This is a genomic window from Mycobacterium sp. NPDC003323 (assembly GCF_053589535.1).
This window is the reverse complement of sequence record NZ_JBSFSB010000002.1, coordinates 288,861-312,614: the sequence shown is the minus strand read 5'-3', so window position 1 is coordinate 312,614 and position 23,754 is coordinate 288,861. Positions and strand designations below refer to the sequence as shown.

The window sequence follows — 23,754 nt, the reverse complement described above, 5'->3', positions numbered from 1 at the left end:
GTGGCGTGAGCACGTGGAATTCCGGCGGGGGACCACCGCCGATCGTCCCGCGTCCACCGTCGCGCAGCGGACCCAATATCGGCCTGATCGTCGGTGCCGCCGTGGGTGTGGTGGCCATCGGTGCCGGTGTCGCCTACCTGGTGCTGCGCCCGTCCTCACCGGATGCGCCTGCCGCGCAGGAGAGTTCGGTGGCCGAGACGTCGGCCGAGGTCACCCCCGAGCAGGCCGATGATGCCAACAGTCGGTTGATGGCGGCGCTGCCCAAGGGCTATCCGGACGGGGCCTGTGAGCCGGTCGCTCGGTTGGAAGGCGCCCTGGCCACCATCGCCTGCACCGTGAACAGGGATCCCGGCGGTCCGATGTCGGCGACCTACTCGCTGCTGCTGGACACCCCGGCACTGGATGCGGCGATCGCCGACCTGGGGTCGACGTCGACGGTCGTGGACTGCCCGGGCCGTATCCAGTCGCCGGGTCCGTGGCGGCACAACGCCTCACTGCACGAGGTCAGCGGCACGCTGGTGTGCGGTATCCAGAACGACAATCCGATGCTGGCCTGGACCAATATCGACGACCAGATGTTCGCGGTGGTGCAGGGCAGGCCGGCGGGCCCGACCCTGGACAACCTGTACGCCTGGTGGAGCACGCACTCCTGAACCAACCCGAACGTGAAACGGCGCCCCGGTCCGGTCGGACCGGGGCGCCGTTTTTTCGGGCCTGGTGTCAGGCGGGCGGCGCCATCACCGGGGTGGTGACGGGGGCCGCGCCGGCGGGCAGCGGGGTGCCCTGGCTGCCGCCGTCGATCCGGGCCTCGTCGCCCGGCAGGGTGCCCTCCGCGGCGGCCGGGGCGGGGCCTTCCGGTACGGGCACGGTGCCCTCGGGGGCCATGGCAGGCGCGGGGGCCGCACCGGGTGCCGGAACCTCCTGCACGCCGGCCGGCGTCATGCCGGGCTGACCCTCGGGCAGCGGGGTGCCCTGGCTGCCGGCCGGGACCGCGGCCGGGGCGGGGGCGCCGGGAGCGTCCGCCGGCAGCGGCGTGCCCTGGCTACCCGCCGGTGCCATGGCGGGCGCCGGAGTGGCTGCGGTCGTGGGCGCACCCGGTGCCGGGGTCTCGGTGGTCGAGGTCGAGGCCTCACCCGCCTCCGGGGTCTCGGTCGACTCGGCGGCCGCGGCGGGTGCCTGGTAGGTGCGGGTGCCGGTGCCCCAGCCGGTGCCCGTGCCGGCGGCCGGCGGCGGGGTCACCCACACGATCAGATCGGCGGCGTTGGTGGCGTAGACGACGCTGTCCGGCGCCTCGCCGGTGACGTCGAAGTACACCTTGCCGGTGGTCTTCTGTCCCTGCGCCAGCGTGGACGGGTTGACCCCCTGCGGGGTGGCGACGCCCCACAGCGCCCGGTAGGTCTGCCCGTTGCGGGCGCGCGCGTTCAAGTTCGACACGATCGGCGTGGCGCTGCCCTGCAGTGCCTCATCGGTCGCGGTGGCCTCCCACAAGGTGCCGTGCACCTGCGCGGGGATGGTGTCGGTGCTGACCTTCAGGCCGGTGACGGTCCAACCCTGCACGACGTTGCCGTCGTGCAGCTTGGCCTGGCTGCCCAGCTGGGTGGTGGTGACGGCGTTGTGATCGTCGGCAATGGCGGCCGGCGCGCTGAACGCGGTGATCGCCCCTGCCGCGGCAACGGCAGCAGCCGCAAACGCGGCGGCAATGCTCGTATTCTTCACGGTGTTTCACTCCTGAGTCGTCCGATTGACGGCGTCCCCCCGATGGGGTGCACACTTGTGCGAAGTTAGCAGGTGGCGTGGGGTGATGGAACCGCCGATCGCCCTTTCGCGAGCGCGACGATGCAGCGGCAAGCGCGGTCGCAAACTCGCGGCACCGGCCAGCAGCAAACCATTCATCTGTATTGGGGCGGTTTGCTACAAAGGTCAGCACATTGTTCGTTGGCCGACGCGCTAACTTGCCGGTATTTGCTCAAGATCACTCGCGGCTGGTCGGCCGGGCTCGCTCACCGAGCTGCAGATCAGGCGGTGTCCTCGCGCGCGCCCAGTCGCAGATGCTCGATGTGGAACACGGCCTCGTCCAGCAGTTGGGCGACATGGGAGTCGTAGAGCCGGTAGATGATGTTGCGGCCGGCGCGGTCGCCGGCGACCAGTCCGAGGGCGCGCAGCAGCCGCAGCTGGTTGGACACTGCGGGTTGCTCCATGCCGACGGCGGCCGAGAGGTCGGTGACGGTGCACGGCGACTGCCGCAATCGGGTCAGGATCAGCAGGCGGTTCGGCGAGGCAAGGGCCTGCAGCGTCTCGGCGACCTTCACCGCCGAGGCGGCGTCGAGCGTCGCCGCGGGCGGGGTGCGCCCCTCGACTCCGTGTCCCATACCGCTATTCAACCACGGCCTGATCTGGATCTTTAGACATGTAAAATTCTACATGTTTATATGTGTTGGTGATGATCGGGGTGAGGGAACGAACGCTGCGCAGCCGGACGGTCGCGCGACGGTCGGTGTGGTCGTTGAGTTCGGTGCGGTGGGCGGCGCTCGCGCTGGGTCTGTTCGCGCTCGGCCTGGCGTGCCAGCTCGCCGGTGCGCCTGAGATCATCTGGTGGACAATATATCTCGCCTGCTACGTCGCCGGTGGGTGGCAGCCGGCGCGCGACGGGCTGGCCGAGCTGGCGCAACGTCGCCTCGATGTCGATCTGCTCATGGTGCTGGCGGCCATCGGTGCCGCGGCCATCGGTCAGGTCTTCGACGGCGCCCTGCTGATCCTGATCTTCGCCACCTCCGGTGCGCTGGAGGATGTCGCCACCCGGCGCACCGAGGACTCCGTGCGGGCCCTGCTGGATCTGGCGCCGCAGCGTGCCGTGCGGATCGAGGGTGGCACCGAGCGCGAGATCGACGCGGCCGAACTGCGGGTGGGCGACCTCATCGTGGTCCGCCCGGGGGAGCGGATCGCCGCCGATGCGACCGTCGTCGACGGCGCCTCCGATGTCGATCAATCCACCATCACCGGGGAACCGCTGCCGGTGTCGGTGCATACCGGTGACGAGGTCTTCGCGGGCACGCTCAACGGTGCCGGTGCCCTGCAGGCCAGGGTGATCCGCGATCCCGCCGACAGTGTGGTCGCACGCATCGTCGCGATGGTCGAGCAGGCGTCCGCGACCAAGGCCCGCACCCAGCTGTTCATCGAGAAGATCGAGCAGCGCTATTCGGTCGGGATGGTGTGCGCGACGTTGGCGTTGTTCATCGTGCCGCTGTTGTTCGGTGAGGATCTGCGCAGTGCGCTGTTGCGCGCCATGACGTTGATGATCGTCGCCTCGCCGTGCGCGGTCGTGCTGGCCACCATGCCGCCGCTGCTGTCGGCCATCGCCACCGCCGGACGCAACGGCGTGTTGGTGAAGTCCGCTGTGGCGATGGAACATCTGGCCACCATCGACACCGTGGCATTCGACAAGACCGGCACCCTGACGACCGGTCGCCCGCGCGTGGTGTCCGTGCCATCCGACGAGGTGCTGGGGCTGGCCGCGGCGGCTGAGCAGTACAGCGAGCACCCGCTGGGGCGGGCGATCGTGGCAGCGGCCGCCGAGCGCGGACTCGACATCGCCCCGGCGGTCGGTTTCGCGGCGGTTCCCGGGCGCGGTGTGCGCGCGACGGTGGGTCATCGGTTGGTCGAGGTGCTCAGTCCGGCCGCACTGACCGGTCCGGCCCTGCCGCACGTGCGCGACCTGGAGGAATCCGGTGCCACCGCGGTGGTGGTCGTCGTCGACGGCGAGGTGACCGGGGTGCTCGGCCTGCGCGATGCCGCGCGACCGCAGGCCGAACGGGCCGTCCGCGAGCTGGCCGCGATGACCGCGCACCAACCGGTGCTGTTGACCGGTGACAACCACCGCGCGGCGGCGTTTCTGGCGCAGCGACTGGACATCACGGCGCAGGCCGGGTTGCTGCCGGATCAGAAAGTCGACGCGGTACGCGCGCTGCCCGGCCGGGTGCTGGTGGTCGGTGACGGCGTCAACGACGCGCCCGCGATGGCCGCAGCACATGTCTCGATCGCCATGGGCCGCAGCGGATCCGATCTGACGCTGCAGACCGCCGACGCCATCACCGTGCGCGATGACCTGGCCGCCATCCCGGCGGTGCTGGCGCTGGCCCGGCGCGCCCGACGGATGGTGATCGCCAATTTGGTGATCGCGGCCACCTTCATCATCGTGCTGGTGGCCTGGGATCTGTTCTGGCATCTGCCGTTGCCGCTGGGCGTGGCCGGCCACGAAGGGTCGACCATCATCGTGGCCCTCAACGGATTGCGGCTGCTGCGCGACCGGTCATTCCGCCGAACCTGAGTGCGATGGCGGGATTCCGGCCGAATCCCGCCATCGTGTTCAGTTTCGTCGTTGTGACAGCGTGGCCTTCAGCGCGTCGAGCACCGAGGGATCCTCGATCGTCGAGGGCATCGGCTCATCCTTGCCGTCGGCGATCCCGCGCATCGTCTTGCGCAGGATCTTGCCCGAACGTGTCTTGGGCAGAGCGGGAACCACATCCACCAGCTTGAAGCTCGCGACGGCGCCGATATCGTTGCGGACGGCCTCGATCAGTTCGGCGTCCAGACCATCGGAGGTGAAGCCGGATTTCAGCACCACCAGCGCGCGCGGGACCTGACCCTTGAGATCGTCGGACACCCCGATCACCGCACACTCGGCCACCGCGGGATGGGTGGCCAGCACGGCCTCGATGGATCCCGTCGACATCCGGTGCCCGGCGACGTTGATGACGTCATCGGTGCGCCCGACGACGAACAGGTAGCCGTCGGAATCGACGTGCCCACCGTCGCCGGTCAGGTAGTAGCCGTCGAAGGCGCGCAGGTACGAGGACACGTAACGGTCGTCCTCACCCCACAGGGTGGGCAGCGTGCCCGGCGGCAGCGGCAGCTTGACGACGATCGAACCCTCTTCGCCCGCATCGCATTCCGAGCCATCGGGACGCAACACCCGCACGTCATAGCCGGGCATCGGCACCGTCGCCGAGCCGGGCTTGACCGGTAGCTGTTCGATACCCATCGGGTCGGCGGCGATCGCCCAGCCGGTCTCGGTCTGCCACCAGTGGTCGATGATCGGGATGCCGAGCTTCTGCGAGGCCCATTCGTAGGTGCCTGGGTCCAGCCGCTCACCGGCCTGGAACAGGTACTTCAGGCCCGAAAGATCGTAGTCGGCCAGCTTGGCGGCGTCCGGATCGTCCTTCTTGATGGCCCGGATGGCGGTCGGCGCGGTGAACAACGCCTTCACGTTGTGCTCGGCGGCCACCCGCCAGAACGCGCCGGCATCCGGGGTGCCGACCGGTTTGCCTTCGTACAGAACGGTTGTCGCGCCCAGCAGCAGGGGCGCGTAGACGATGTAGGAGTGCCCGACGACCCAGCCGACATCGGAGGCGGCCCAGAACACCTCACCGGGGTTGAGGTCGTAGATGTGGCGCATGGTCCACAGCAGCGCGACGGCGTGCCCGCCGTTGTCACGGACGATGCCCTTGGGCTTGCCGGTGGTGCCGGAGGTGTAGAGCACATACAACGGGTCGGTGGCGGCCACCGGCACCGGGTCCACCGGTTCGGCCGATGCCATGGCCTGCGCCCAGTCCACGTCGCGGCCCTCGACGAGTTCGCACGGATGCTGCTCGCGTTGCAGGATGACGCACTTGGGCGTGGTGTGCTCGGCCAGCGTCAGCGCGGTGTCCAGCATCGGCTTGTACTCGACGGTGCGGGTCGGCTCGATACCGCAGGATGCCGACACCACGACGGTGGGCCGGGCATCGTCGATGCGGGTGGCCAGCTCATGGCCGGCGAAACCGCCGAAGACCACCGAGTGCACCGCTCCGAGGCGCGCGCAGGCCAGCATGGCGATGACCGCCTCGGGCACCATCGGCATGTAGATGACCACCCGGTCGCCCTTGCCGACGCCGAGGCCCCTGAGCACCCCGGCGAACCGTGCGGTCTCATCCAGCAGTTCCCGGTAGGTGTAGGTGCGCTTCGTGCCCGTCACCGGAGAGTCGTAGATCAACGCCGCCTGATCACCACGTTCGTCGATATGCCGATCCAGCGCATTGGCGCAGGTGTTGAGTTCGCCGTCGGGGAACCAGCGGTAGAACGGGGGATTGCTGTCGTCGAGCACCCGCTGCGGTTCCCGGGTCCAGGTGACCGCCTTGGCGGCGTCAGCCCAGAACGTCTCCGGGTCGGAGATGCTGGCGTCGAAAATTGCACGGTAGCCGGACATGTTCAGCACCGTAATCTGCGTCACGTTGCAACGCGGTTGCAACGGCCAACTGCGCTCAACCGGCGCGGCCCAGCGCGGCCAGCACCCGGCTCTGCCGGTCCGCGTCGGCGTCCACCTCGACCGCCGGCGCGCAGATTCCCTCCATGTAGAGCGCCTGGCCCCAGCCGCTGATGCTGCGCTCCAGCCAGTCCAGTTCGTCGGCCCCGAACCGGTACGGGCTCTCGGTCACCGCGGCCAGATCCCAGCGGTGCGCGATCAGGTCGAAGCCGTAGAACTGCAGCAGGGCTTCGCCGACGGTCGTCGGGCCGAAATGGCCGTCGAATGATCGGTCCGGCACCTGCGGGTCGGCGAGGATCTCCCGGACCGCGGCGGTGTGCGCGGACCAGGCCGCCGACGGGTCGGTCAGATCGGGTCGCTCGCCCAGCGGTAGTTCGTGGCCGGCGAAGTACTCGCGCTGGGTGTCGATCAAATGGGCCAGCACGTCACGCGCGGTCCACCCGTCGCACGGGCTGGGCCGATCCCACTGCTGTGATGTCAGCGTGGCGATCACCGCGGCCATGCCGTCGGCCAGGTGCGCGTAGGTCTCTGGGACACTGGAATCCGTCATGGGCAACAGGTTAGGCAGCGCAATGGCGAGCGGATTGGACAAACCCGACAACACCGTCGCGGATGAACCGGCGCATCTGCTCGACCCGTCGCACCAAGCCGCGATCCACATGGCACGACCGGAGACGCCCGCGGTCCTGGCGGGTTTGGTGCGGCGGTTCTGGATCCCGGTCTGGCAGGTGCCCGACGGTGAGGTGTTCACCCAGAAGGTGTTGCAGTATCCGGTCTGCCTGATGGTGGTCACCGCCGACTACGCCCGTTTCTACGGACCCGCCTCGGGACTGGCCGGCACTCCGCTGGCCGGCAACGGCTGGGCGGTCGGGGTGATGTTCGAACCCGCCGCCGGATCGTTGATCACCGGCGGCGCGGTCGCGCCGTGGACCGACACCCATGTCGAACTGGGTGATCTGCTCGGTGCGCGCGGAGCCGCGTTGGCCGGCCAGATCCGCTCGATCATGGCCGCCGATCCCGCTGCGCCGCAGGCACAGTCGGCCGCCGTCGACTGTTACACCGAGTTCCTGCGCCGCTACCTGCCGGTCGATGAACAGGGCCGCACCGTCAACGACATCGTGGCCTTCATCGAGGACAATCCGAAGATCAGCCGGGTCTCCGACGTGTGTGCGCATTTCGGCATCGGCGAGCGCTCCCTGCAGCGGCTCAGCCGCCACCGCATCGGGCTGAGCCCCAAGTGGCTGGTGCGCCGGCGGCGGATCCAGGACGCGACGTGGCGGCTGCGCACGGGGGCGACGACGATCGCGGCGGTGGCCGCCGACCTCGGCTACGCCGACGAGGCGCATCTGAGTCATGACTTCCGGCGCGTCACCGGAGTGACGCCCGGTGCGTTCGCCGCCCGCTATGCCGACTGACGCCGGATCATCGACACCGCCTGTTCGGCGACGGCGCTGAGCACCCGCCGGTCCCGGGTCGTCAACGGCTTACCCGAGAGCAGCAACCAGTGGTCGTGATCGGCCACGTCGATAGCCGTGTCGGCGGCGTCGACGCCGGCGCACGGATCCCGGCCGACCCCGGCCAGCACGGCACCATCGGCGGACACGATGCTCACCGCGCGTTGCGAATACGCCTCCCGGACCCGTTCCAGCAGCGCCTCCAGTTCGGCATCGCGTAACGCGGAATCGGCGAACAGCGCCAGCAGTTCGGCCTCCCGCGATGTCCGGCGGGCCTCGGCGGCGCGGCGCGCGGCGCGGTCCACCAGCACCGCCACGGCCACCGCGACCAACAGCAGCACAGCGATGGTGACGACACTGTCGGCGTCGTAGATCGCGAAGCTGTGCACCGGACTCACCAGGAAATACGTCAGCAGCAGACCGGAGATCACCGCGCAGACGGCGGCCGCGGCGATACCGCCGATCAGCGCCACCGCCACCACGCCGGTGAAGAACAGGGCGCTCTGCCCGCCGATACCCAGGGCGCCGGCCGGCAGCCACATCGTCACGGCACAGATCAGCGCCGGGACGGCCGCGGCCAGCAGCCACGAGGTGGCCCGCCGTCGGGTCGAGGCCGACCGCGACCACGACATCCCGCTGTGCGCCTCCGGGTGGGTGACCATGTGCACGTCGACATTGCCGGACTGTTCGATCACCTGGGCGCCGATACCTTCGTCGAACATCCGCGCCAACCGCGACCGGCGCGACGTGCCGATCACCAACTGGGTGGCGTTCACGCTGCGCGCAAAGTCCAGCAGGGTGATCGCGACATCCTCACCGACGACGGTGTGCATGGTCGCACCGAGGCTGGCGGCGAGTTCGCGCACGGCCCTCTTCTGCTGCGGGGTGATGGCGATCAGCCCGTCGCCCTGCACGACGTGCACCACCTTGAGTTCGGCGCCGGATCGCGACGCGATGCGCGATGCGCGCCGGACCAGCGTCTCGGACTCCGGGCCGCCCGACACCGCGACGACCACGCGTTCGCGGGCCTCCCAGGTGTCGGTGATGTTCTTGTCGGTGCGGTACCTGGCCAGCGCGGCATCGACCTGATCGGCCAGCCACAGCAGCGCCAGCTGCCGCAGGGCGGACAGGTTGCCGGGGCGGAAGTAGTCGTCCAGCGCCGCGTCAGCCTGCTCGCGGGGGAACACGTTGCCGTGAGTGATCCTGCGGCGCAATGCTTCCGGGGTGATGTCCACCAGCTCGATCTGGTCGGCCGCGCGCACGATCTCGTCGGGGATGCGCTGGGTTTCGGTGACACCGGTGATGTGGCTGACCACATCGTGCAGGCTCTCCAGGTGCTGGACATTGACCGTGCTGATCACCGTGATGCCCGCGTTGAGGAACTCCTCGACGTCCTGCCAGCGATGGGCATTGCGGCTGCCGGGAGTGTTGGCGTGCGCCAGCTCGTCGACGAGCACGACCTGGGGGCGCCGCGCGAGCACCGCCAGGACGTCGAGTTCGGGATACCGGGTGCCCTCGTGCTCGACCTGGGTCGGCGGGATCACCTCGATGCCGGCCAGTTGCTGGGCAGTCCGGCGGCGGCCGTGGGTCTCGATCACCGCCGCCACGACATCGGTTCCGCGTTCCATCCGCCGCTGCGCCTCGCCGAGCATCGAGTACGTCTTGCCGACACCGGGCGCGGCACCCAGATAGATGCGCAGATCCGCGCGCTTGCGGCCCAGGATGCTCACCGCTCCATCATCCCTTGTGGCGCTACTCCTGGAAGCGGTATCCCATTCCGGCCTCGGTGATCAGGTGCTTCGGGTGGGACGGATCCACCTCCAGCTTGCGGCGCAACTGCGCGAGGTACACCCGCAGGTAGTGGGTCTCCTTGGCGTACGCCGGGCCCCACACCTCCTTGAGCAGTTCCTCGCGGCCGACCAGCTTGCCGCGGTGGCGCACCAGCATCTCCAGCATGCCCCATTCGGTGGGCGTCAGGTGCACCTCGGTGCCGCTTCTGGTGACCTTCTTCGCGGCCAGATCAACTGTGAACGACGATGTTTCGACAACCGGCTGATCGTCCTCGGTGGCCGTGCTGGCGCGGCGCACGGCGGCGCGCAGCCGGGCCAGGAACTCGTCCATGCCGAACGGTTTGGTGACATAGTCATCGGCGCCGGCGTCCAACGCCTCCACCTTGTCCGAGGAGTCGGTGCGTGCCGAGAGCACGATCACCGGTGCGGTGAGCCAGCCGCGCAGTCCGGCCAGCACGTCGATACCGGACATATCGGGCAGGCCGAGATCCAGGATCACCACGTCGGGGCGGTGGTCGGCGGCCGCGCGCAGCGCCTCCGCCCCGGTGGCCGCCGTGCTCACCTCATAACCGCGCACCGACAGGTTGATCCGCAACGCACGCAGGATCTGCGGTTCGTCGTCGATCACCAGAACCCGCGTCACGCGACTGCTCCGAGCTCGATGACGACGGTCAGGCCGCCACCGGGGGTGTCGGTGGCCGTGATGGTGCCGCCCATGGCGGTGACAAAACCATTGGCCACCGACAGGCCCAGGCCGACGCCGGTGGTGTTGTCCTGATCGCCGAGTCGCTGGAACGGTGCGAACAGCTGATCCTCGGCGCCGCGCGCAATGCCGGGACCCTCGTCGGCGATGTTGATCAGCACGCGGTCACCCACCCGCCCCGCGGTGACCCGCACCGGGCCGTCGCCGCCGTAGCGCAGCGCGTTGTCGATGACGTTCACCAGCACTCGCTCCAACAGCCCGGCATCGGCCAGCGCGACCGCGTCCCCGACCTCCACCTTCACCCGGTCCAGCCCGAAACCTGTGGTGCTGCGGCTGATTCCCAGCAACGCGCGCTGCACGGCCTCTTCCAGGTAGACCCGGCGCAGTTCCGGTTTGACCACCCCGGCGGCCAGCCGCGAGGAGTCCAGCAGATTGCCCACCAGCGCGGTCAACTGATCGACGGATTCCTCGACGGTGGCCAGCAGTTCGGCGGTGTCCTCGGGCGAGAAGCCGACATCGTCACTGCGCAGGCTCGACACCGCGGCCTTGGCCGCGGCCAGCGGGGTGCGCAGATCGTGGCTGACCGCCGACAGCAGCGAGCGGCGCAGCTCGTCGGCGCGGGCGATCGCCTCGGCGCGGCCGGCCTCTGAGATCAGTTCGCGCTGGCGGACCAGTCCGGCGGCCTGGCGGGCGACGGCGCCGAGCACCCGGCGATCACGGGCGGCCAGCCGGCGCCCGGCAAGCAACAGCCAGAATTCGTCGTCGCCGGCCTCGATCGCGGTGTCGGCGCGTTCGACCGTCACGCACGGGTTCGCGCCGGCGCACGCGACGACCTCGGTGTCGTCCTCGCGGTTCCGCAGCAGGCTCACCGAATCCTGCGAGTAGACCTCACGGACCCGCTCCAGCAGGGCGGTCGGATCCGCGCCGCGCAGCACCGAACCGGCGAAATGCGCCAGCAATTCAGCCTCCTGGGAGGCGCGCCGGGCCTCGCGGGCCCGTTTCGCGGCCCCGTCCACCAGAGCGGCGACCGCGACGGCGATCAGTCCCAGCACGGCGATGGTGATGGCGCTGTCGGGTTCGGAGATCGTGAAGGTGTGCCGCGGTTCGGCCAGGAAGTAGTTGAGCAGCAGACCCGACAACACCGCCGACAGCGCGGCCGGCGCCACGCCGCCCAGCAGCGCCACGGCGAGCACGCCGATGAAGAACAGTGCGCTCTCACCGCTGAGGCCGAGGTACGGATCCAGCAGCAGCACCGTCAGGGCACACAGCACCGTCGGCACCAGCACCGCCGCCGCCCACGACAGCGCCGAGTGTTGCCACGGTGTCGGGGCGTGCCGCGTCGCCCCGCGGCCCGCCTCGTCGTGGGTGACCATGTGCACGTCGATGCTCTCGGAGTGCTGCACCACGGTGGCGCCGATGCCCTCGTCGAAGATGCGCGCCCAGCGCGAGCGCCGCGAGGTGCCGAGCACGAGTTGGGTGGCGTTCATGGTGCGCGCGAAATCCAGCAGCGCGGCGGGCACGTCATCGCCGACGACCGTGTGCAGGGTGGCCCCGAGACTGCCGGCGAGCTCGCGTACCCGGTCCATCGCGCCCGAGGCACGGGCGCTGGACACCCCGGCCAGGCCGTCACCGCGCACCACGTGCACGATCATCAGTTCGGCACTGGATTTCGAGGCGATCCGCGAGGCACGGCGCACCAGTGTCTCGGATTCCTTGCCGCCGGTGACCGCGACGACGACCCGTTCGCGGGCCTCCCAGGTCGCGGTGATCTTGTTGTCGGAACGGTACTTGGCCAGCGCCGCGTCGACCTGGTCGGCGAGCCACAGCAGCGCCAGTTCCCGAAGCGCGGTGAGGTTTCCGCGGCGGAAGTAGTTCGACAACGCGGCGTCGATACGCTCGGGGGAGTACACGTTGCCGTGAGAAAGCCTGCGCCGCAACGCTTCCGGGGTGATATCGACCAGCTCGACCTGATCGGCGGAACGCACCACCTCGTCGGGCACCTTTTCCTGCTGTTCGATCCCGGTGATCTGGGTGACCACATCGTTGAGGCTTTCCAGGTGCTGCACGTTGACGGTGGTGATCACCGTGATGCCGGCGGCCAGCAGTTGCTCGATGTCCTGCCAGCGCTTGGGGTTGGCGCTGCCCGGGGTGTTGGTGTGGGCCAGCTCGTCGACCAGCACCACCTGGGGCCGTCGCGCCAGGACGGCATCGACGTCGAGTTCGGCGAATGTGCTGCCGCGGTACTCGATGAACTTCGCCGGCACGATCTCGATTCCGTCGAGCAGCTCGGCGGTCTTGGTCCTTCCGTGCGTCTCGACGACCGCGGCCACCAGGTCGGTGCCGCGTTCCAGCCGGCGGTGCGCCTCGCCGAGCATGGCGAAGGTCTTGCCGACGCCGGGAGCTGCGCCCAGGTAGATGCGCAGCTCCCCGCGTTTCGGTCGGTCGGTCACCAGCCCATCATCCTCCGTCCAGCGCCACATTCAGCGCCAGGACGTCGACCCGCGGCGCGCCCATGAACCCGAGCGCGCGGCCCTCGGTGTGCTCGGCGACCAGCGCCCGGACCTGCTCGGGGCTGATGCCGCGGGTTCGGGCCACCCGGTCGACCTGCAGTGCGGCGTAGGCGGGGGAGATGTGCGGGTCCAGTCCGCTGCCACTGGCGGTGACGGCATCGGCGGGTACCTGCGGGTCGACGGCCGGCCCGTGCACCGGGACAATCTGGCCGCTGGTGTGGTCGCTGCCGTCATTGCACCGCACCCGCACGCCGTCATAGGCGGCGAGGAACGGCGTCGCGGGGCAGAGTTGGTTGACGCTGATGACGTCGGTGGGTGCGGTCACCGCACCGCGTGCGTCGCGCGGGCCGATCACCGAGAGCACCGCGCCGACACCGTCGGCCGTGCAGAACGGCCGGGCTCCGCTCGCGCCGTTGAACTCGCCGACCGCGAGGCTGCGGGTGCACACGTCGGTGAGCAGGCTGGTCCGATCGGCCGTGTCGACGACGTCCTCCGGCCCCAGATTGGAGGCGCCGGTGGCCAGCGGGTCATAGCCACCCGGGCGGGGCTGGAAATACTGCGGCAACGGGTTTCCCGCGTCATCGGTGAACGCCTGCCCGATCAGGCTGCTGCCCACCACCGTCCCGTCGGCTTCGATCAGCGAGCCGTCGGCGTTGTCACGCAGGCCCGGCAGTTGGGCCACCAGCCAGATGAACACCGGGTAGGCGATCCCGAGGATGACGGTGAGCACCAGCAGGGCGCGCAATGCCGCGGCGTGTTGGCGGAGCAGATTGGCGATGTTCATGTCACATTCCTGGGAAGAGTCGGACGACCAGGTCGATCAGCTTGATGCCGGCGAACGGTGCGATGACGCCGCCGAGGCCGTAGATGAACAGGTTGCGGCTCAACAGCTTCGACGCACTGGCCGGTGTGTAGCGCACACCCTTGAGGGCCAAGGGGATCAGCACGACGATCACCACCGCGTTGAAGATCACCGCCGACAGGATCGCCGACTGGGGGCTGTGCAGGCGCATGATGTTCAGCAGGTCCAGGCCGGGGAACAACGCGACGAACAGCGCCGGGATGATGGCGAAGTACTTGGCGATGTCGTTGGCGATGCTGAAGGTGGTCAGCGCGCCGCGGGTGATCAGCAGTTGCTTGCCGATCTCGACGATCTCGATCAACTTGGTCGGGTCGGAGTCCAGATCGACCATGTTGCCGGCCTCTTTGGCCGCCGAGGTGCCGGTGTTCATCGCCACGCCGACATCGGCCTGGGCAAGCGCGGGAGCGTCGTTGGTGCCGTCACCGGTCATGGCGACCAGTAACCCGGCGGCCTGTTCCTTTTTGATCAGTGCCATCTTGTCCTCGGGGGTGGCCTCGGCCAGGAAGTCGTCGACGCCCGCCTCGTCCGCGATCGCCTTGGCGGTCATCGGGTTGTCGCCGGTGATCATGACGGTGCGAATCCCCATGCGGCGCATCTCATCGAAGCGTTCCCGCATGCCCTGCTTGACCACGTCCTTGAGGTGGATGACGCCCAGTGCGCGGGCGCGACCGTCGCGGACCTCGCCGACGGCCAGCGGGGTGCCGCCGGCCGTGGAGATCTGGCCGACGAGATCGTCGAGTTCGGCGGGCACCATCCCGCCCTCGGAGCGGATCCACTCGGCGATCGACCCGGCCGCGCCCTTGCGCAACCGGTGACCATCGACATCGACTCCGGACATCCTGGTGGTGGCGCTGAATTCGACCCAATGCGCGTGGCCGAGCTCGCCGGGGGTTCGCGCGCGCAACCCGTATGCCTGTTTGGCGAAGACCACGATGGAGCGGCCCTCGGGGGTCTCGTCGGCCAGGCTGGACAGCTGTGCGGCGTCGGCCAATTCGGCCTCGGCGACACCGGTCAGCGCGACGAACGCCGCGGCCTGCCGGTTGCCCAGGGTGATGGTGCCGGTCTTGTCGAGCAGCAGCGTGTTGACGTCACCGGCGGCCTCGACCGCACGGCCCGACATTGCCAGCACGTTGCGCTGCACCAGGCGATCCATGCCGGCGATGCCGATGGCGCTCAGCAGCGCGCCGATGGTGGTCGGGATCAGGCATACCAGCAGGGCGACCATCACGATGCCGGTGACACCGTCGCCGGTGAGCGACAACGAATCCGGCACACCGGGATTGTTGGCCTTGGAGAAGATGGCCAATGGCTGCAGGGTGGCGACGGCGAAGACGAAGATGATGCTCAGCGAGGCGAGCAGGATGTTCAGCGCCACCTCGTTGGGTGTCTTCTGCCGGTTGGCGCCCTCGACGAGGCCGATCATCCGGTCGATGAAACTCTCGCCGGGCTTTTGGGTGATCTTGACGATGATGCGGTCACTCAGCACGGTGGTGCCACCGGTGACCGCCGAGCGGTCACCGCCCGATTCACGAACCACCGGGGCGGACTCACCGGTGATGGCCGACTCGTCGACCGAGGCGATGCCCTCGATGACGTCGCCGTCACCGGGGATCGTCTGTCCCGCTTCGACGATGACGACATCGCCCTGCTGCAGCAGCGGTGCGGCGATCTGCTCCTCGTCACCGGAGTCGGTGACGCGGCGCGCCATGGTGTCGGTCTTGGCTTTGCGCAGACTGTCGGCCTGCGCCTTGCCCCGTCCCTCGGCGACCGCCTCGGCCAGGTTGGCGAAGATGACGGTCAGCCACAGCCATCCGACGATCAGCCAGGCGAACCACGACGGGTCGGTGACCGCCAGCACGGTGCTCCAGGCGGCGCCGATCTCGACGATGAACACCACCGGGTTGCGCCACAACGCGCGGGGATCGAGTTTGCTTAGCGCGTCGGGCAGGGACTTCCACAGCATGTGCGGGTCCAGCAGTCCGCCCTGCACGGTGTTCTTCGGGGTGCGCGGCTGTGTGGGGGCAGTCGCGTCGACGGTGGCGGTGGACATCAGTGAATTCCTTCAGCGAGTGGACCGAGCGCGAGCATGGGCAGGAAGGTCAGGGCGACCAGGACGACGGTGACCCCGACGACCAACCCGACGAACTGCGGGCGGTGGGTGGGCAGTGTGCCGACGGACTCGGGCGTCTTGGGCTGGGCGGCAAACGAACCCGCCAGCGCCAGCACCAGGATGATCGGTAGGAACCGGCCGAACACCATGGCCAGCCCGAGTGCGGTGTTGTACCACTCGGTGTTGACGCTGATGCCGGCGAAGGCCGAGCCGTTGTTGTTGGATGCCGAGGTGAACGCGTAGAGCACCTCGGAGAGCCCGTGCGGGCCGGTGTTCAACATGCTTTCCCGCTGGCCCGGCATGGCCATCGCCGTCGCCGTCCCGGTGAGCACCAGCAGCGGGGTGATCAGGAAGTACGTTGCGGCGAACTTGATCTCGCGCGGGGTGATCTTCTTGCCCAGATACTCCGGGGTGCGCCCGACCATCAGCCCGGCGACGAACACGGTGATGATGGCCAGGATCAGCATGCCGTACAGACCGGAGCCGACACCGCCGGGGGCGACCTCGCCCAGTTGCATGTTGAACATCGTGATCAGGCCACCGAGGCTGGTGTAGGAGTCGTGGAACGAGTCCACCGCCCCGGTCGAGGTCAGCGTGGTCGCGGCGGCGAACACCGCCGAGTTGGCCACGCCGAAGCGCTGTTCGACACCTTCCATGGCTGATCCCACCGCGGTCGGCACCGTGCCGTGGGCCTGCAGCTGGAACAGCATCAGCAGGCTGACGCTGACGGTGGCGATCGTCGTCATCGCGGCGACGATCGCGTAACCCTGACGCCTGCTGCCGACCATCCGGCCGAAGGTGCGCGGCAGCGCGAACGGGATCAGGCAGATGAGCAGGATCTCGACCCAGTTGGTCCATGCCGTCGGGTTCTCGAACGGATGCGCGGAGTTGGCGTTGTAGAAGCCGCCGCCGTTGGTGCCCAGTTCCTTGATGACCTCCTGGCTGGCCACCGGCCCGCCCGGAAGGGTCTGCCGGCCACCGGTGATCGTGTCGATCACCTGATCGTGGACCGAGAAGTTCTGGATCACCCCGCCGGCGATCAGCACGATCGCGCCGATGACCGACAGTGGCAACAGGATTCGCAGACAGCCGCGCACCAGGTCGACCCAGAAGTTGCCCAGATCGCCGGTGCTGCGCCGGACCAGACCCCGCACGAACGCGATGGCCACGGCCATGCCGACGGCGGCCGAGACGAAGTTCTGCACCGCCAGTCCGGCCATCTGCACCAGGTGGCCCTGGGTCGACTCGCCGGAATAGGCCTGCCAGTTGGTGTTCGTCACGAAGCTGACGGCGGTGTTCCAGGCCAGCGCCGGGGTCATCTCGGTGCCCGGATCGTTCAGGTGCAGCGGTAGTTTGCCCTGCACCAGTTGGAAGATGAACAGGAACACGATGCTCACGGCGGAGAAGGCCAGCACGCTGCGGGCATACGAACCCCAGCTCTGTTCGGCCTTCGGATCGGCCCCGATCAGGCGGTAGATGCCGCGTTCGATGCGAGAGTCGTTCGGGGCGTTGTACACCCGGTACATGTAGTCACCGAGCGGCACATGGGTGACGGCCAGCGCGGTGACGAGTGCGGCGAGGAACAGAACCCCCGCGGTGGTCGCGGACACTAGAACCTCTCCGGGAACAGCAGCGCAGCGAACAGGAACAGCGTGATGAGGATGGCCAGCACGAGGCCGGCACTGTTGGCGAAATTCACAGCCGCTCGACCAACCTCTGCACCAGGCCGAGCAACGCGAAGATTGCGATGGTCAGCGCGAGGAAGACGGCGGCGGACACGATGGTCGTCACGACGGAATCAGCTCTCCTGCTCAAGTTGGCACCCCGCCCGGTTCCGCAGCGGTGGCGAACGCCAAACTACGACCGAATTCGGCCCGTGAACTGGGCGTTGATGGTTCCTTGACGCCCATCGACGTCATCTTTACGGAGTCCATGCGAGGAGGTTTCTGAACGTGATCTCCGGCTACGCACAGGTGGCGGCCAGCCTGCGTGCGTACACCGGAAGCCATGACGGTTCTGGATGTGCACACGACTCGACCGCACCGGTTACCTGCTGCGGTGCGGACGATGCGGAGGGTGTTGCCGCGGGCCGGATGCGGACTGCCTGCGGCGGTACTGGTCGATCCGATGGTGGCGGCGTGGGTGCGCGCACACGGCGTGACGGTGCACGCGGATGGGTTCGCCGAGCTGGGACTCGTCCGCGGGTGCGGGGTGCCCGCCGAACAGGTCGTGTGGCGCTGCGGAGCGACCGCGGTGAACATCTCGGGCGCTCTGGCAAATGGGGTCAGTCGGTTCGTCGTCTCCCAGGAACACCACCTCCGGCACCTGGCCGCGGTCCCCGGCGGCGCGGCTTCGGTGCACGTCGACCTCGCCTGCCGGGCGCCGGCGCAGCCCGCCACTGTGGACGTCGTCGGGATGCATTGCGAGGTAGGCGATTCGGGACCCGAGGCGTGGGCGGCGGCGACCGGTCGACTGCTCGGCCGCATCGCCGGTATGCGCAGCCAGGGTGTGGAGGTGATGCGGATCGGCCTCGTCGGCGGCTCGGCGACGGCATGGTTACGTTGCGACAAACAGGAGTTGACCACGGTCGCTTCGGCGGTGGAGGACGCCCTCGACGACGGTTGTGCCCGGTGGCGGTTGCCCCGGCCGGCGGTGACGCTGGGCCCGGCGCGCCTGTGAGCCTCGGGTTACAGTTTGCGATGACAACGACTTTGTGACGCGGAGGTGATCCGGTGCGTCTGCACCTGGCGGCGGGATTCTTGGCAATGACAGCGCTGCTCAGCGGATGTGCAGGGGAGCGTGAACTGGACGGGGCACCGGTCAGTCCCGCCAGTACCGAACAAGCGGTCGATCCCGCGGCCGACGCCGAGGCCGTGAAGTCGGTCTTCGAGCAGTACCGCGTCGAGGCGGGGGCCCAGAACGGAGCGGCGGTGCCGGCCCTGATCAGCCTCGCGACCATCGAGCACTACGACACGGTGGTGAATCTGGCGCGTACCGCGGGGCCCGCGGAGGTCGCGCAGGCCGGTGTGATGGACCGGCTGATGATCGCCAGGATGCGGGTGGAGACACCGCCGGACTTCGACACCATGGACGGGGCCGGGCTGCTGTCCTACGGCGTGAACGAGGGCATGATCGACGCCGCCGCACTGGAGGGCAACACCCTTGGCGAGGTGCGCATCGAAGGCGACCGGGCGTACGCCCCGATGCTGGTGGAAGGCGAGCCCGCCGGTGCGGACTGGGAGTTCGTCCGGACCCCGGCGGGCTGGACATTCGATCTGGCCGCCGGTTTTCCGCTGATCAACGAGGCGTTGTCGCAGGTCGCCACCGACGGTGGCATGACCGAGGACGAGTTCATCTTCCAGGCCGTCGAGATGGTCACCGGCACGCCGGTCGACGCCTCGGTCTGGGAGGCGCCGACGGCGTGAGGCCGGTGGCGGTCAGGACCGGTTGCCGACGGCGCCGCTGAGCGCGTCACGCGCCCGATCCAGGACCGAGGCGAACGGGCCCGCGGCGAAGTTGGCGGCGCCGGATTCGACACCCGGATGCGGGTGGGTGGGCGCGATGCGCTCGGCGACCTCGACGGCCTGGGCCAGTTTGGCGAGCTCCTCCTTGTCGAGCTCGGCCTCCAGCTCCGTGAACTCCAATTTCTCCTCGGCCTCGGCGTGCTTGAGCACCGCCGCCTGAAGGTGGATCAGCGCCTTGCTGAACTCGGCGCTGTCGCGGGGGAGCTCCTCGATATCCCGCAGCAACACCTTGGCGTCGTGCTCTTCGGCCAGCCGCGCCTCGACGATCTGTTCCCCGCCGTCGACCTTGCGACGGACACGGGGGTGGACCACCATTTCCTCGGCGGTCTCGTGCACCGCGAGCATGGTGCGCAGCTTGGTGAAGGCCGCTTCCCGAGTTTCGGCGTCCGCGGCGTCCAGGGTTTCGGTGAACAGGTCCCGAATCGTCTGGTGCTGGCTTCGGAGGTACTCGACGACGTCGCCGGCGGTATTGATGGCAGGTGCAGTCATGACGAATCTCCCTACTGCAGTGGTTTGTTGGGCTGTGCGCAGCACGTGGCTGTGCGGCCGCGCTGTCAGAGGGCATACCCGCCTCGCCTGCCGTGAAACGGTCCCGCCCGTTTGGGTGGCTCCGCAGCGGGTATCTCGCAACCATGACCAATGTCGAGGCCACGCCCGTTCGCGCGATCGCCCTGGTATGCAGCCTGAAACCCAGCCCGGGACCGTCGAGCAGCCAGGCGATGGCCGAGCACGTCTTCGAGAACCTGCGCAAAGAGGGCGCCGAATGTGAGCTGGTGCGCTGCGTGGACTTCCACATCGCTCCCGGTGTGGAGGTCGATATGGGTGACAGCGACCAGTGGCCGCAGATCCGGGATAAGGTCCTCGCGGCCGACATCCTGTTGCTCAGCACGCCGATCTGGCTGGGGCATCCATCCTCGGTGACGCAGCGGGTGCTCGAACGCCTGGACGCGGATCTGTCCACCACCGATGATCAGGGCCGGCCGGCCATGGTCGGCAAGGTGGCTTTGGTCAGCGTCGTCGGTAACGAGGACGGCGCGCACAAGGTGGTCGCCGACGTCTTCCAGGGTCTCAACGATGTGGGCTTCAGCATTCCCGCGCAGGGCTGCACGTATTGGACCGGCCCGGCAATGGGATCCGAGGACTTCAACGACCTCGACGAGATCCCCGAACAGGTGGCATCCACCACCGCTGCCGCGGCGCGCAACGCGGTGCATCTGGCGCGCGTGCTGAAGCAGTCCCAGTATCCGGCTTATCAATAACGTGAGGGAGGCCGTCATGCCTGACCATTCAGGAGACCCAGTCGATCACGCTCGTACCTACCGGCAGCATGCCGGCGAGGCGATGAAAGCCGGGAAGAACGCGCCGGGCATCGTCTCGGTGGGCTTGGGCGTGCTCGCCATGGTGATCGGACTGTTCTCGTTCGCCAACGGGAGCACCGCCACCGGTATCGTCGCGGTCATACTTGCCCTGCTGCTGATCGGTGGCGGTCTGACGTGGCTGAACCGCACACACCGCAAGGTCAAAGAGCGCGAACAGGATTGGCATCGCGAGCACCCCGAGGTGCCGTACGAGCCGCCGACCAGCTGACGGCATCCCGTCGACGACACTGACGGTTTCCCGCCACTAGTCGTCCCAGCCGTCGTCATCCCAGTCGTCGTTCCAGTCGTCATCGCGCCACTCGCCGGGATGCCAATTGTGGTGCCAACCCGGCCAACCCGCGATGTGCTGGTGGATCTCGCCGCGCACGTAATCGTCGAAGTCGTCGAACGGGGCGTCGGTCGAGACGGTGGTCATGTTCACCGTCTTCGGCTCGGCGACGGCGGTCGCAGCACCGGCGATGCTCATCCCGCCGACTGTGGCGCCCAGGATCGCGAGTTTGGCGATGGTCTTCATGGTGTCTCCTCGTGTTCGGATAGGTTCCACCTTGACGCGATCAGATGAGAAGGTGCGGAGCTGAAGATGAGCGAATTCTCATCTGGCAGGGCGGATTCTCGGCGCGACTACTTGTCGGACCTCCTCTTTAGGATGGTGATATGCCTCCTCCGACAACGCCATACGCGGCTGATGTGGTCGATGCGGTGTCGGATCGGTTGTTGCGGTTGTATGACGAGGCCGCTGAGCTGATCGGCCAACGTAACGCCGTGGATGGCCGGTTGGTGGAGATCGTGGCCGAGATCGATGGCGGGGCGGGTCCTTCGCTGTGGGGTCATACCGGGTGTCGGTCGTTGGGGGAGTTGGTGGCGTGGCGGTTCGGTATGTCACCGCGTAACGCCGAGGTGGTGGTGGCGATCGCGCAGCGTTTGGAGGTGTTTCCCCGGTTGGCTGCGAGTCTGCGGGAGGGGCAGTTGTCGATCGATCAGTTCGGGGTGATCGCCGAGCATGCCGCCGATGGCTCCGATGATCACTATGCCGAGTTGGCCAAGACCGCCACGGTGACGCAGTTGCGGACCGCGGTCAGGCAGGAACCGCGCCCGGACAAGGAGCCCGAGCGGGAGCCGAAGCGGTCGTTTTCCAGCTGGGAGCGTGACGGGTACACCACCTACAAGATCCGGTTGCCGAAGTTGGAGGCGGCCAAGGTTGATGCCGCGCTGGCCTCACAAGGACGCGTTGGTGGCGGGCTGGACGCGCGACCGCGAGGCCCAGCAGGTGCGTGAGGCCGCCACCGACCGGGTCGAGGTTGATACGGGGTTGCCGGCCGATCCGGCGGCACCGTTCCCGGACAATGTGGATGCGTTCATGAGTGTGATCGAGGCCGGCTGGGATGCCGATGTGGCGGCGCGCCCGCATGGGGCGCGCACCACGGTGGTGGTGCATTATGACGCCGACAAGCGTTCGGCGGCGCTGCATTTGGGTCCGGTGCTCTCTGATGCGGAGCGTCAGTTGTTGCTTTGTGATGCCACGTGTGAGGTGTGGTTGCAGCGTCACGGTGTTCCGATCGGGGCGGGTCGGGCCACGCGCACGATCAGTCGGCGGTTGCGTCGGGCGTTGGAGCATCGGGACCCGACGTGTCGGGTGCCTGGGTGTGGGGCCACGCGTGGGTTGCATGCGCATCATCTGGTGCATTGGGAGCATGGCGGGGCGACCGAGCTGGACAATTTGATCTTGTTGTGTCCTTTTCATCATCGGTTGCACCATCGCGGTGAGATCACCATCATCGGTCCGGCCGGGCAGCTTGTCGTGACCGACCGGTGGGGCCGCACGTTGACCGCCGCGTCGCTGGCGCGCCCACCGACCGGGCCGCCCCCGCATGTGGCACCGTGCCGCGGTCCGTCGGGGGAGAAGGCCCAATGGATGTGGTACACCCCCTTTCGACCGAAGCCTCCGCCAACACCGGACAATTAGCTGCGCCTCCGCGGCCGAAACGTGTTCACCGCGAACCGTCCCATCACGGCGTTCTGTTGCCTAGGCTTCGTGCTATCCGCGCGTTGCGGCGTGGCCTGGCCAGTCGATACGCCATGGAGGGGACCCGGCGATGGATGTCGAGGTGGGCGACGTTGCGCAAGCGGCGTATACCGGTGATCTGCCGGAATGGTCTGAGGTCGAATCCCTGGTCGAGGCCGCGCACCGGCGCTGCAAGGCCGATACCGGCGGTGTGGTCGCGGACTACATTCCGGCGCTGGCCGATGCCGATCCGCACTGGTTCGGGGTCTGCGTCGCCGAGGTGGACGGGGAAGTGCACACCGCCGGTGACTGCGATATCGAATTCTCGATCCAATCGATCTCGAAGGCGTTCGTCTACGCGCTGGTGTGCGAACAGCTCGGCCACCAAGCCGTAGCGGAACGCATCGGGGTGAACAACACCGGGCTGCCGTTCAATTCGGTCATCGCCATCGAACTCAACGACGGCCATCCGATGAACCCGATGGTGAATGCCGGTGCCATCGCCACGACGGCATTGATCCCAGGAGTCACTCCGGATGCACAGTGGGCCCACATCGTCAGCGGATTGTCGGAGTTCGCCGGGCGGTCCTTGGAACTGGACGAGGAGGTCTACCGGTCCGAAGCCCAGACCAATCAACGTAACCGGGCCATCGCCCGGCTACTGGAAAGCTACGGTCGCCTCGACCTGGATCCACTGGCGGTGGTCGACGTCTACACCCGCCAGTGCGCCTTGCGGGTGACGGCAAAAGACCTGGCGATCATGGGTGCGACGCTGGCCGACGGCGGCATCAACCCGGTGACGGGGCGGCGGGTCGTCTCGGCGGGGGTCTGTCGCGACACCCTGGCCATCCTGGCGGCCAACGGCGCCTACGAACGGTCCGGGGAGTGGCTGTTCGAGATCGGCTTGCCGGGTAAGTCCGGTGTCGCCGGAGGTCTGGTCACCGTCGCGCCGGGCAAGGCCGGTATCGGTACGTTCTCGCCGCCGTTGGATCCGGCGGGTAACAGTGTGCGCGGGCAGGGTGCCACCGCCTACCTGTCACGCGTGTTGGGACTCAACATCTTTGCCTCACAAGCACACACCCTGTCAGCGCAGAGGAGGAACCGCCGGTGAACGCTCAGCCG

21 protein-coding genes and 2 pseudogenes are annotated in these 23,754 nt (G+C 68.3%); 9 read left to right on the top strand and 14 right to left on the bottom strand.

Annotation, left to right across the window (positions count from 1 at the left end):
• Positions 1 to 5 precede the first annotated feature (5 nt).
• Positions 6 to 653: a hypothetical protein gene (locus ACWDUN_RS08250; protein WP_449927135.1), complete on the top strand. Its 648-nt coding sequence runs from the start codon at positions 6 to 8 to the stop codon at positions 651 to 653.
• A 67-nt stretch (positions 654 to 720) separates the two neighbouring features.
• Here the strand turns inward: ACWDUN_RS08250 and ACWDUN_RS08245 are convergent, their stop codons facing one another.
• Together ACWDUN_RS08245 and ACWDUN_RS08240 are read right to left on the bottom strand one after the other, a co-directional pair.
• Entirely contained in the window at positions 721 to 1,716 is a 996-nt protein-coding gene (locus tag ACWDUN_RS08245) for an MPT63 family protein (protein ID WP_449927132.1), read from the bottom strand.
• A 299-nt stretch (positions 1,717 to 2,015) separates the two neighbouring features.
• On the bottom strand, positions 2,016 to 2,369 hold the full coding sequence (locus ACWDUN_RS08240) for an ArsR/SmtB family transcription factor (protein ID WP_449927130.1): 354 nt from the start codon (positions 2,367 to 2,369) through the stop codon (positions 2,016 to 2,018).
• An 80-nt stretch (positions 2,370 to 2,449) separates the two neighbouring features.
• On the opposite strand from ACWDUN_RS08240, the gene ACWDUN_RS08235 reads away from it, so the two are divergent.
• On the top strand, positions 2,450 to 4,324 hold the full coding sequence (locus tag ACWDUN_RS08235) for a heavy metal translocating P-type ATPase (RefSeq protein ID WP_449927127.1): 1,875 nt from the start codon (positions 2,450 to 2,452) through the stop codon (positions 4,322 to 4,324).
• 39 nt (positions 4,325 to 4,363) lie between these two features.
• Here the strand turns inward: ACWDUN_RS08235 and ACWDUN_RS08230 are convergent, their stop codons facing one another.
• Both ACWDUN_RS08230 and ACWDUN_RS08225 read right to left on the bottom strand, forming a co-directional pair.
• A complete protein-coding gene (locus tag ACWDUN_RS08230; RefSeq protein WP_449927124.1) occupies positions 4,364 to 6,265 on the bottom strand; it encodes a propionyl-CoA synthetase in 1,902 nt (633 codons plus the stop codon).
• Positions 6,266 to 6,296: 31 nt separating this feature from the next.
• On the bottom strand, positions 6,297 to 6,848 hold the full coding sequence (locus tag ACWDUN_RS08225; RefSeq protein ID WP_449927122.1) for a TIGR03086 family metal-binding protein: 552 nt from the start codon (positions 6,846 to 6,848) through the stop codon (positions 6,297 to 6,299).
• A gap of 22 nt (positions 6,849 to 6,870) precedes the next feature.
• Here ACWDUN_RS08225 and ACWDUN_RS08220 point away from each other — a divergent pair, with 22 nt between their 5' ends.
• Positions 6,871 to 7,713 carry a helix-turn-helix domain-containing protein gene (locus ACWDUN_RS08220; RefSeq protein WP_449927120.1) on the top strand — a complete coding sequence of 281 codons (843 nt, stop codon included), beginning with the start codon at positions 6,871 to 6,873 and terminating at the stop codon, positions 7,711 to 7,713.
• On the opposite strand, the pseudogene ACWDUN_RS08215 reads toward ACWDUN_RS08220, so the two are convergent.
• The 8 genes and pseudogenes from ACWDUN_RS08215 to ACWDUN_RS08180 form a co-directional block, all read right to left on the bottom strand.
• Positions 7,710 to 9,482 (bottom strand): annotated as a pseudogene (locus tag ACWDUN_RS08215) (DUF4118 domain-containing protein); the annotation flags it as partial. The gene ACWDUN_RS08220 and the pseudogene ACWDUN_RS08215 sit on opposite strands and share 4 nt — an antisense overlap.
• Positions 9,483 to 9,504: 22 nt before the next feature.
• Positions 9,505 to 10,185 (bottom strand): response regulator, encoded by a 681-nt coding sequence (locus ACWDUN_RS08210; RefSeq protein ID WP_449927117.1) that lies wholly within the window; start codon positions 10,183 to 10,185, stop codon positions 9,505 to 9,507.
• Positions 10,182 to 12,725, bottom strand: coding sequence for a DUF4118 domain-containing protein (locus ACWDUN_RS08205; protein ID WP_449927114.1), 2,544 nt, complete (start codon positions 12,723 to 12,725; stop codon positions 10,182 to 10,184). Before ACWDUN_RS08205 ends, ACWDUN_RS08210 begins: the two co-directional genes overlap by 4 nt.
• Positions 12,703 to 13,539, bottom strand: coding sequence for a potassium-transporting ATPase subunit C (locus ACWDUN_RS08200; protein ID WP_449927111.1), 837 nt, complete (start codon positions 13,537 to 13,539; stop codon positions 12,703 to 12,705). Before ACWDUN_RS08200 ends, ACWDUN_RS08205 begins: the two co-directional genes overlap by 23 nt.
• Before the next feature lies 1 nt (position 13,540).
• On the bottom strand, positions 13,541 to 15,667 hold the full coding sequence (gene kdpB / locus ACWDUN_RS08195) for a potassium-transporting ATPase subunit KdpB (protein WP_449927108.1): 2,127 nt from the start codon (positions 15,665 to 15,667) through the stop codon (positions 13,541 to 13,543).
• Positions 15,667 to 17,337, bottom strand: a complete 1,671-nt coding sequence (gene kdpA / locus ACWDUN_RS08190; protein WP_449927106.1) for a potassium-transporting ATPase subunit KdpA — start codon at positions 17,335 to 17,337, stop codon at positions 15,667 to 15,669. The genes kdpB and kdpA overlap by 1 nt, the downstream gene beginning before the upstream one ends.
• Positions 17,337 to 17,426, bottom strand: a complete 90-nt coding sequence (locus ACWDUN_RS08185) for a potassium-transporting ATPase subunit F (RefSeq protein ID WP_449927103.1) — start codon at positions 17,424 to 17,426, stop codon at positions 17,337 to 17,339. Before ACWDUN_RS08185 ends, kdpA begins: the two co-directional genes overlap by 1 nt.
• Positions 17,423 to 17,518, bottom strand: a complete 96-nt coding sequence (locus tag ACWDUN_RS08180) for a potassium-transporting ATPase (protein WP_449927100.1) — start codon at positions 17,516 to 17,518, stop codon at positions 17,423 to 17,425. The genes ACWDUN_RS08185 and ACWDUN_RS08180 overlap by 4 nt, the downstream gene beginning before the upstream one ends.
• A gap of 216 nt (positions 17,519 to 17,734) precedes the next feature.
• On the opposite strand from ACWDUN_RS08180, the gene ACWDUN_RS08175 reads away from it, so the two are divergent.
• Both ACWDUN_RS08175 and ACWDUN_RS08170 read left to right on the top strand, forming a co-directional pair.
• On the top strand, positions 17,735 to 18,406 hold the full coding sequence (locus ACWDUN_RS08175) for a hypothetical protein (RefSeq protein ID WP_449927097.1): 672 nt from the start codon (positions 17,735 to 17,737) through the stop codon (positions 18,404 to 18,406).
• 53 nt (positions 18,407 to 18,459) lie between these two features.
• Positions 18,460 to 19,152: a hypothetical protein gene (locus tag ACWDUN_RS08170; protein WP_449927094.1), complete on the top strand. Its 693-nt coding sequence runs from the start codon at positions 18,460 to 18,462 to the stop codon at positions 19,150 to 19,152.
• Positions 19,153 to 19,164: 12 nt separating this feature from the next.
• Here ACWDUN_RS08170 and ACWDUN_RS08165 read toward each other — a convergent pair whose 3' ends face one another.
• Entirely contained in the window at positions 19,165 to 19,740 is a 576-nt protein-coding gene (locus tag ACWDUN_RS08165) for a hemerythrin domain-containing protein (RefSeq protein ID WP_449927092.1), read from the bottom strand.
• Positions 19,741 to 19,883: 143 nt separating this feature from the next.
• Here ACWDUN_RS08165 and ACWDUN_RS08160 point away from each other — a divergent pair, with 143 nt between their 5' ends.
• Both ACWDUN_RS08160 and ACWDUN_RS08155 read left to right on the top strand, forming a co-directional pair.
• Positions 19,884 to 20,510, top strand: coding sequence for a flavodoxin family protein (locus tag ACWDUN_RS08160; protein WP_449927090.1), 627 nt, complete (start codon positions 19,884 to 19,886; stop codon positions 20,508 to 20,510).
• 16 nt (positions 20,511 to 20,526) lie between these two features.
• Entirely contained in the window at positions 20,527 to 20,838 is a 312-nt protein-coding gene (locus ACWDUN_RS08155; protein ID WP_449927087.1) for a hypothetical protein, read from the top strand.
• A 36-nt stretch (positions 20,839 to 20,874) separates the two neighbouring features.
• Here ACWDUN_RS08155 and ACWDUN_RS08150 read toward each other — a convergent pair whose 3' ends face one another.
• Positions 20,875 to 21,144: a hypothetical protein gene (locus tag ACWDUN_RS08150; protein ID WP_449927084.1), complete on the bottom strand. Its 270-nt coding sequence runs from the start codon at positions 21,142 to 21,144 to the stop codon at positions 20,875 to 20,877.
• A 140-nt stretch (positions 21,145 to 21,284) separates the two neighbouring features.
• Here ACWDUN_RS08150 and ACWDUN_RS08145 point away from each other — a divergent pair.
• Positions 21,285 to 22,593, top strand: a pseudogene (locus tag ACWDUN_RS08145) (DUF222 domain-containing protein).
• Positions 22,594 to 22,723: 130 nt separating this feature from the next.
• Positions 22,724 to 23,743, top strand: a complete 1,020-nt coding sequence (gene glsA, locus ACWDUN_RS08140) for a glutaminase A (protein ID WP_449927081.1) — start codon at positions 22,724 to 22,726, stop codon at positions 23,741 to 23,743.
• The last annotated feature ends 11 nt before the right edge of the window (positions 23,744 to 23,754 follow it).

Excerpts from the sequence above, each read along its gene's own strand:
- ACWDUN_RS08240 (WP_449927130.1), bottom strand. The coding sequence starts at position 2,369 with ATGGGACACGGAGTCGAGGGGCGCACCCCGCCCGCGGCGACGCTCGAC.
- ACWDUN_RS08225 (WP_449927122.1), bottom strand. The coding sequence starts at position 6,848 with ATGACGGATTCCAGTGTCCCAGAGACCTACGCGCACCTGGCCGACGGC.
- ACWDUN_RS08220 (WP_449927120.1), top strand. The coding sequence starts at position 6,871 with ATGGCGAGCGGATTGGACAAACCCGACAACACCGTCGCGGATGAACCG.
- ACWDUN_RS08205 (WP_449927114.1), bottom strand. The coding sequence starts at position 12,725 with ATGTGGCGCTGGACGGAGGATGATGGGCTGGTGACCGACCGACCGAAA.
- ACWDUN_RS08200 (WP_449927111.1), bottom strand. The coding sequence starts at position 13,539 with ATGAACATCGCCAATCTGCTCCGCCAACACGCCGCGGCATTGCGCGCC.
- kdpB (WP_449927108.1), bottom strand. The coding sequence starts at position 15,667 with ATGTCCACCGCCACCGTCGACGCGACTGCCCCCACACAGCCGCGCACC.
- ACWDUN_RS08175 (WP_449927097.1), top strand. The coding sequence starts at position 17,735 with ATGACGGTTCTGGATGTGCACACGACTCGACCGCACCGGTTACCTGCT.
- ACWDUN_RS08165 (WP_449927092.1), bottom strand. The coding sequence starts at position 19,740 with ATGACTGCACCTGCCATCAATACCGCCGGCGACGTCGTCGAGTACCTC.
- ACWDUN_RS08160 (WP_449927090.1), top strand. The coding sequence starts at position 19,884 with ATGACCAATGTCGAGGCCACGCCCGTTCGCGCGATCGCCCTGGTATGC.
- ACWDUN_RS08155 (WP_449927087.1), top strand. The coding sequence starts at position 20,527 with ATGCCTGACCATTCAGGAGACCCAGTCGATCACGCTCGTACCTACCGG.
- ACWDUN_RS08150 (WP_449927084.1), bottom strand. The coding sequence starts at position 21,144 with ATGAAGACCATCGCCAAACTCGCGATCCTGGGCGCCACAGTCGGCGGG.
- glsA (WP_449927081.1), top strand. The coding sequence starts at position 22,724 with ATGGATGTCGAGGTGGGCGACGTTGCGCAAGCGGCGTATACCGGTGAT.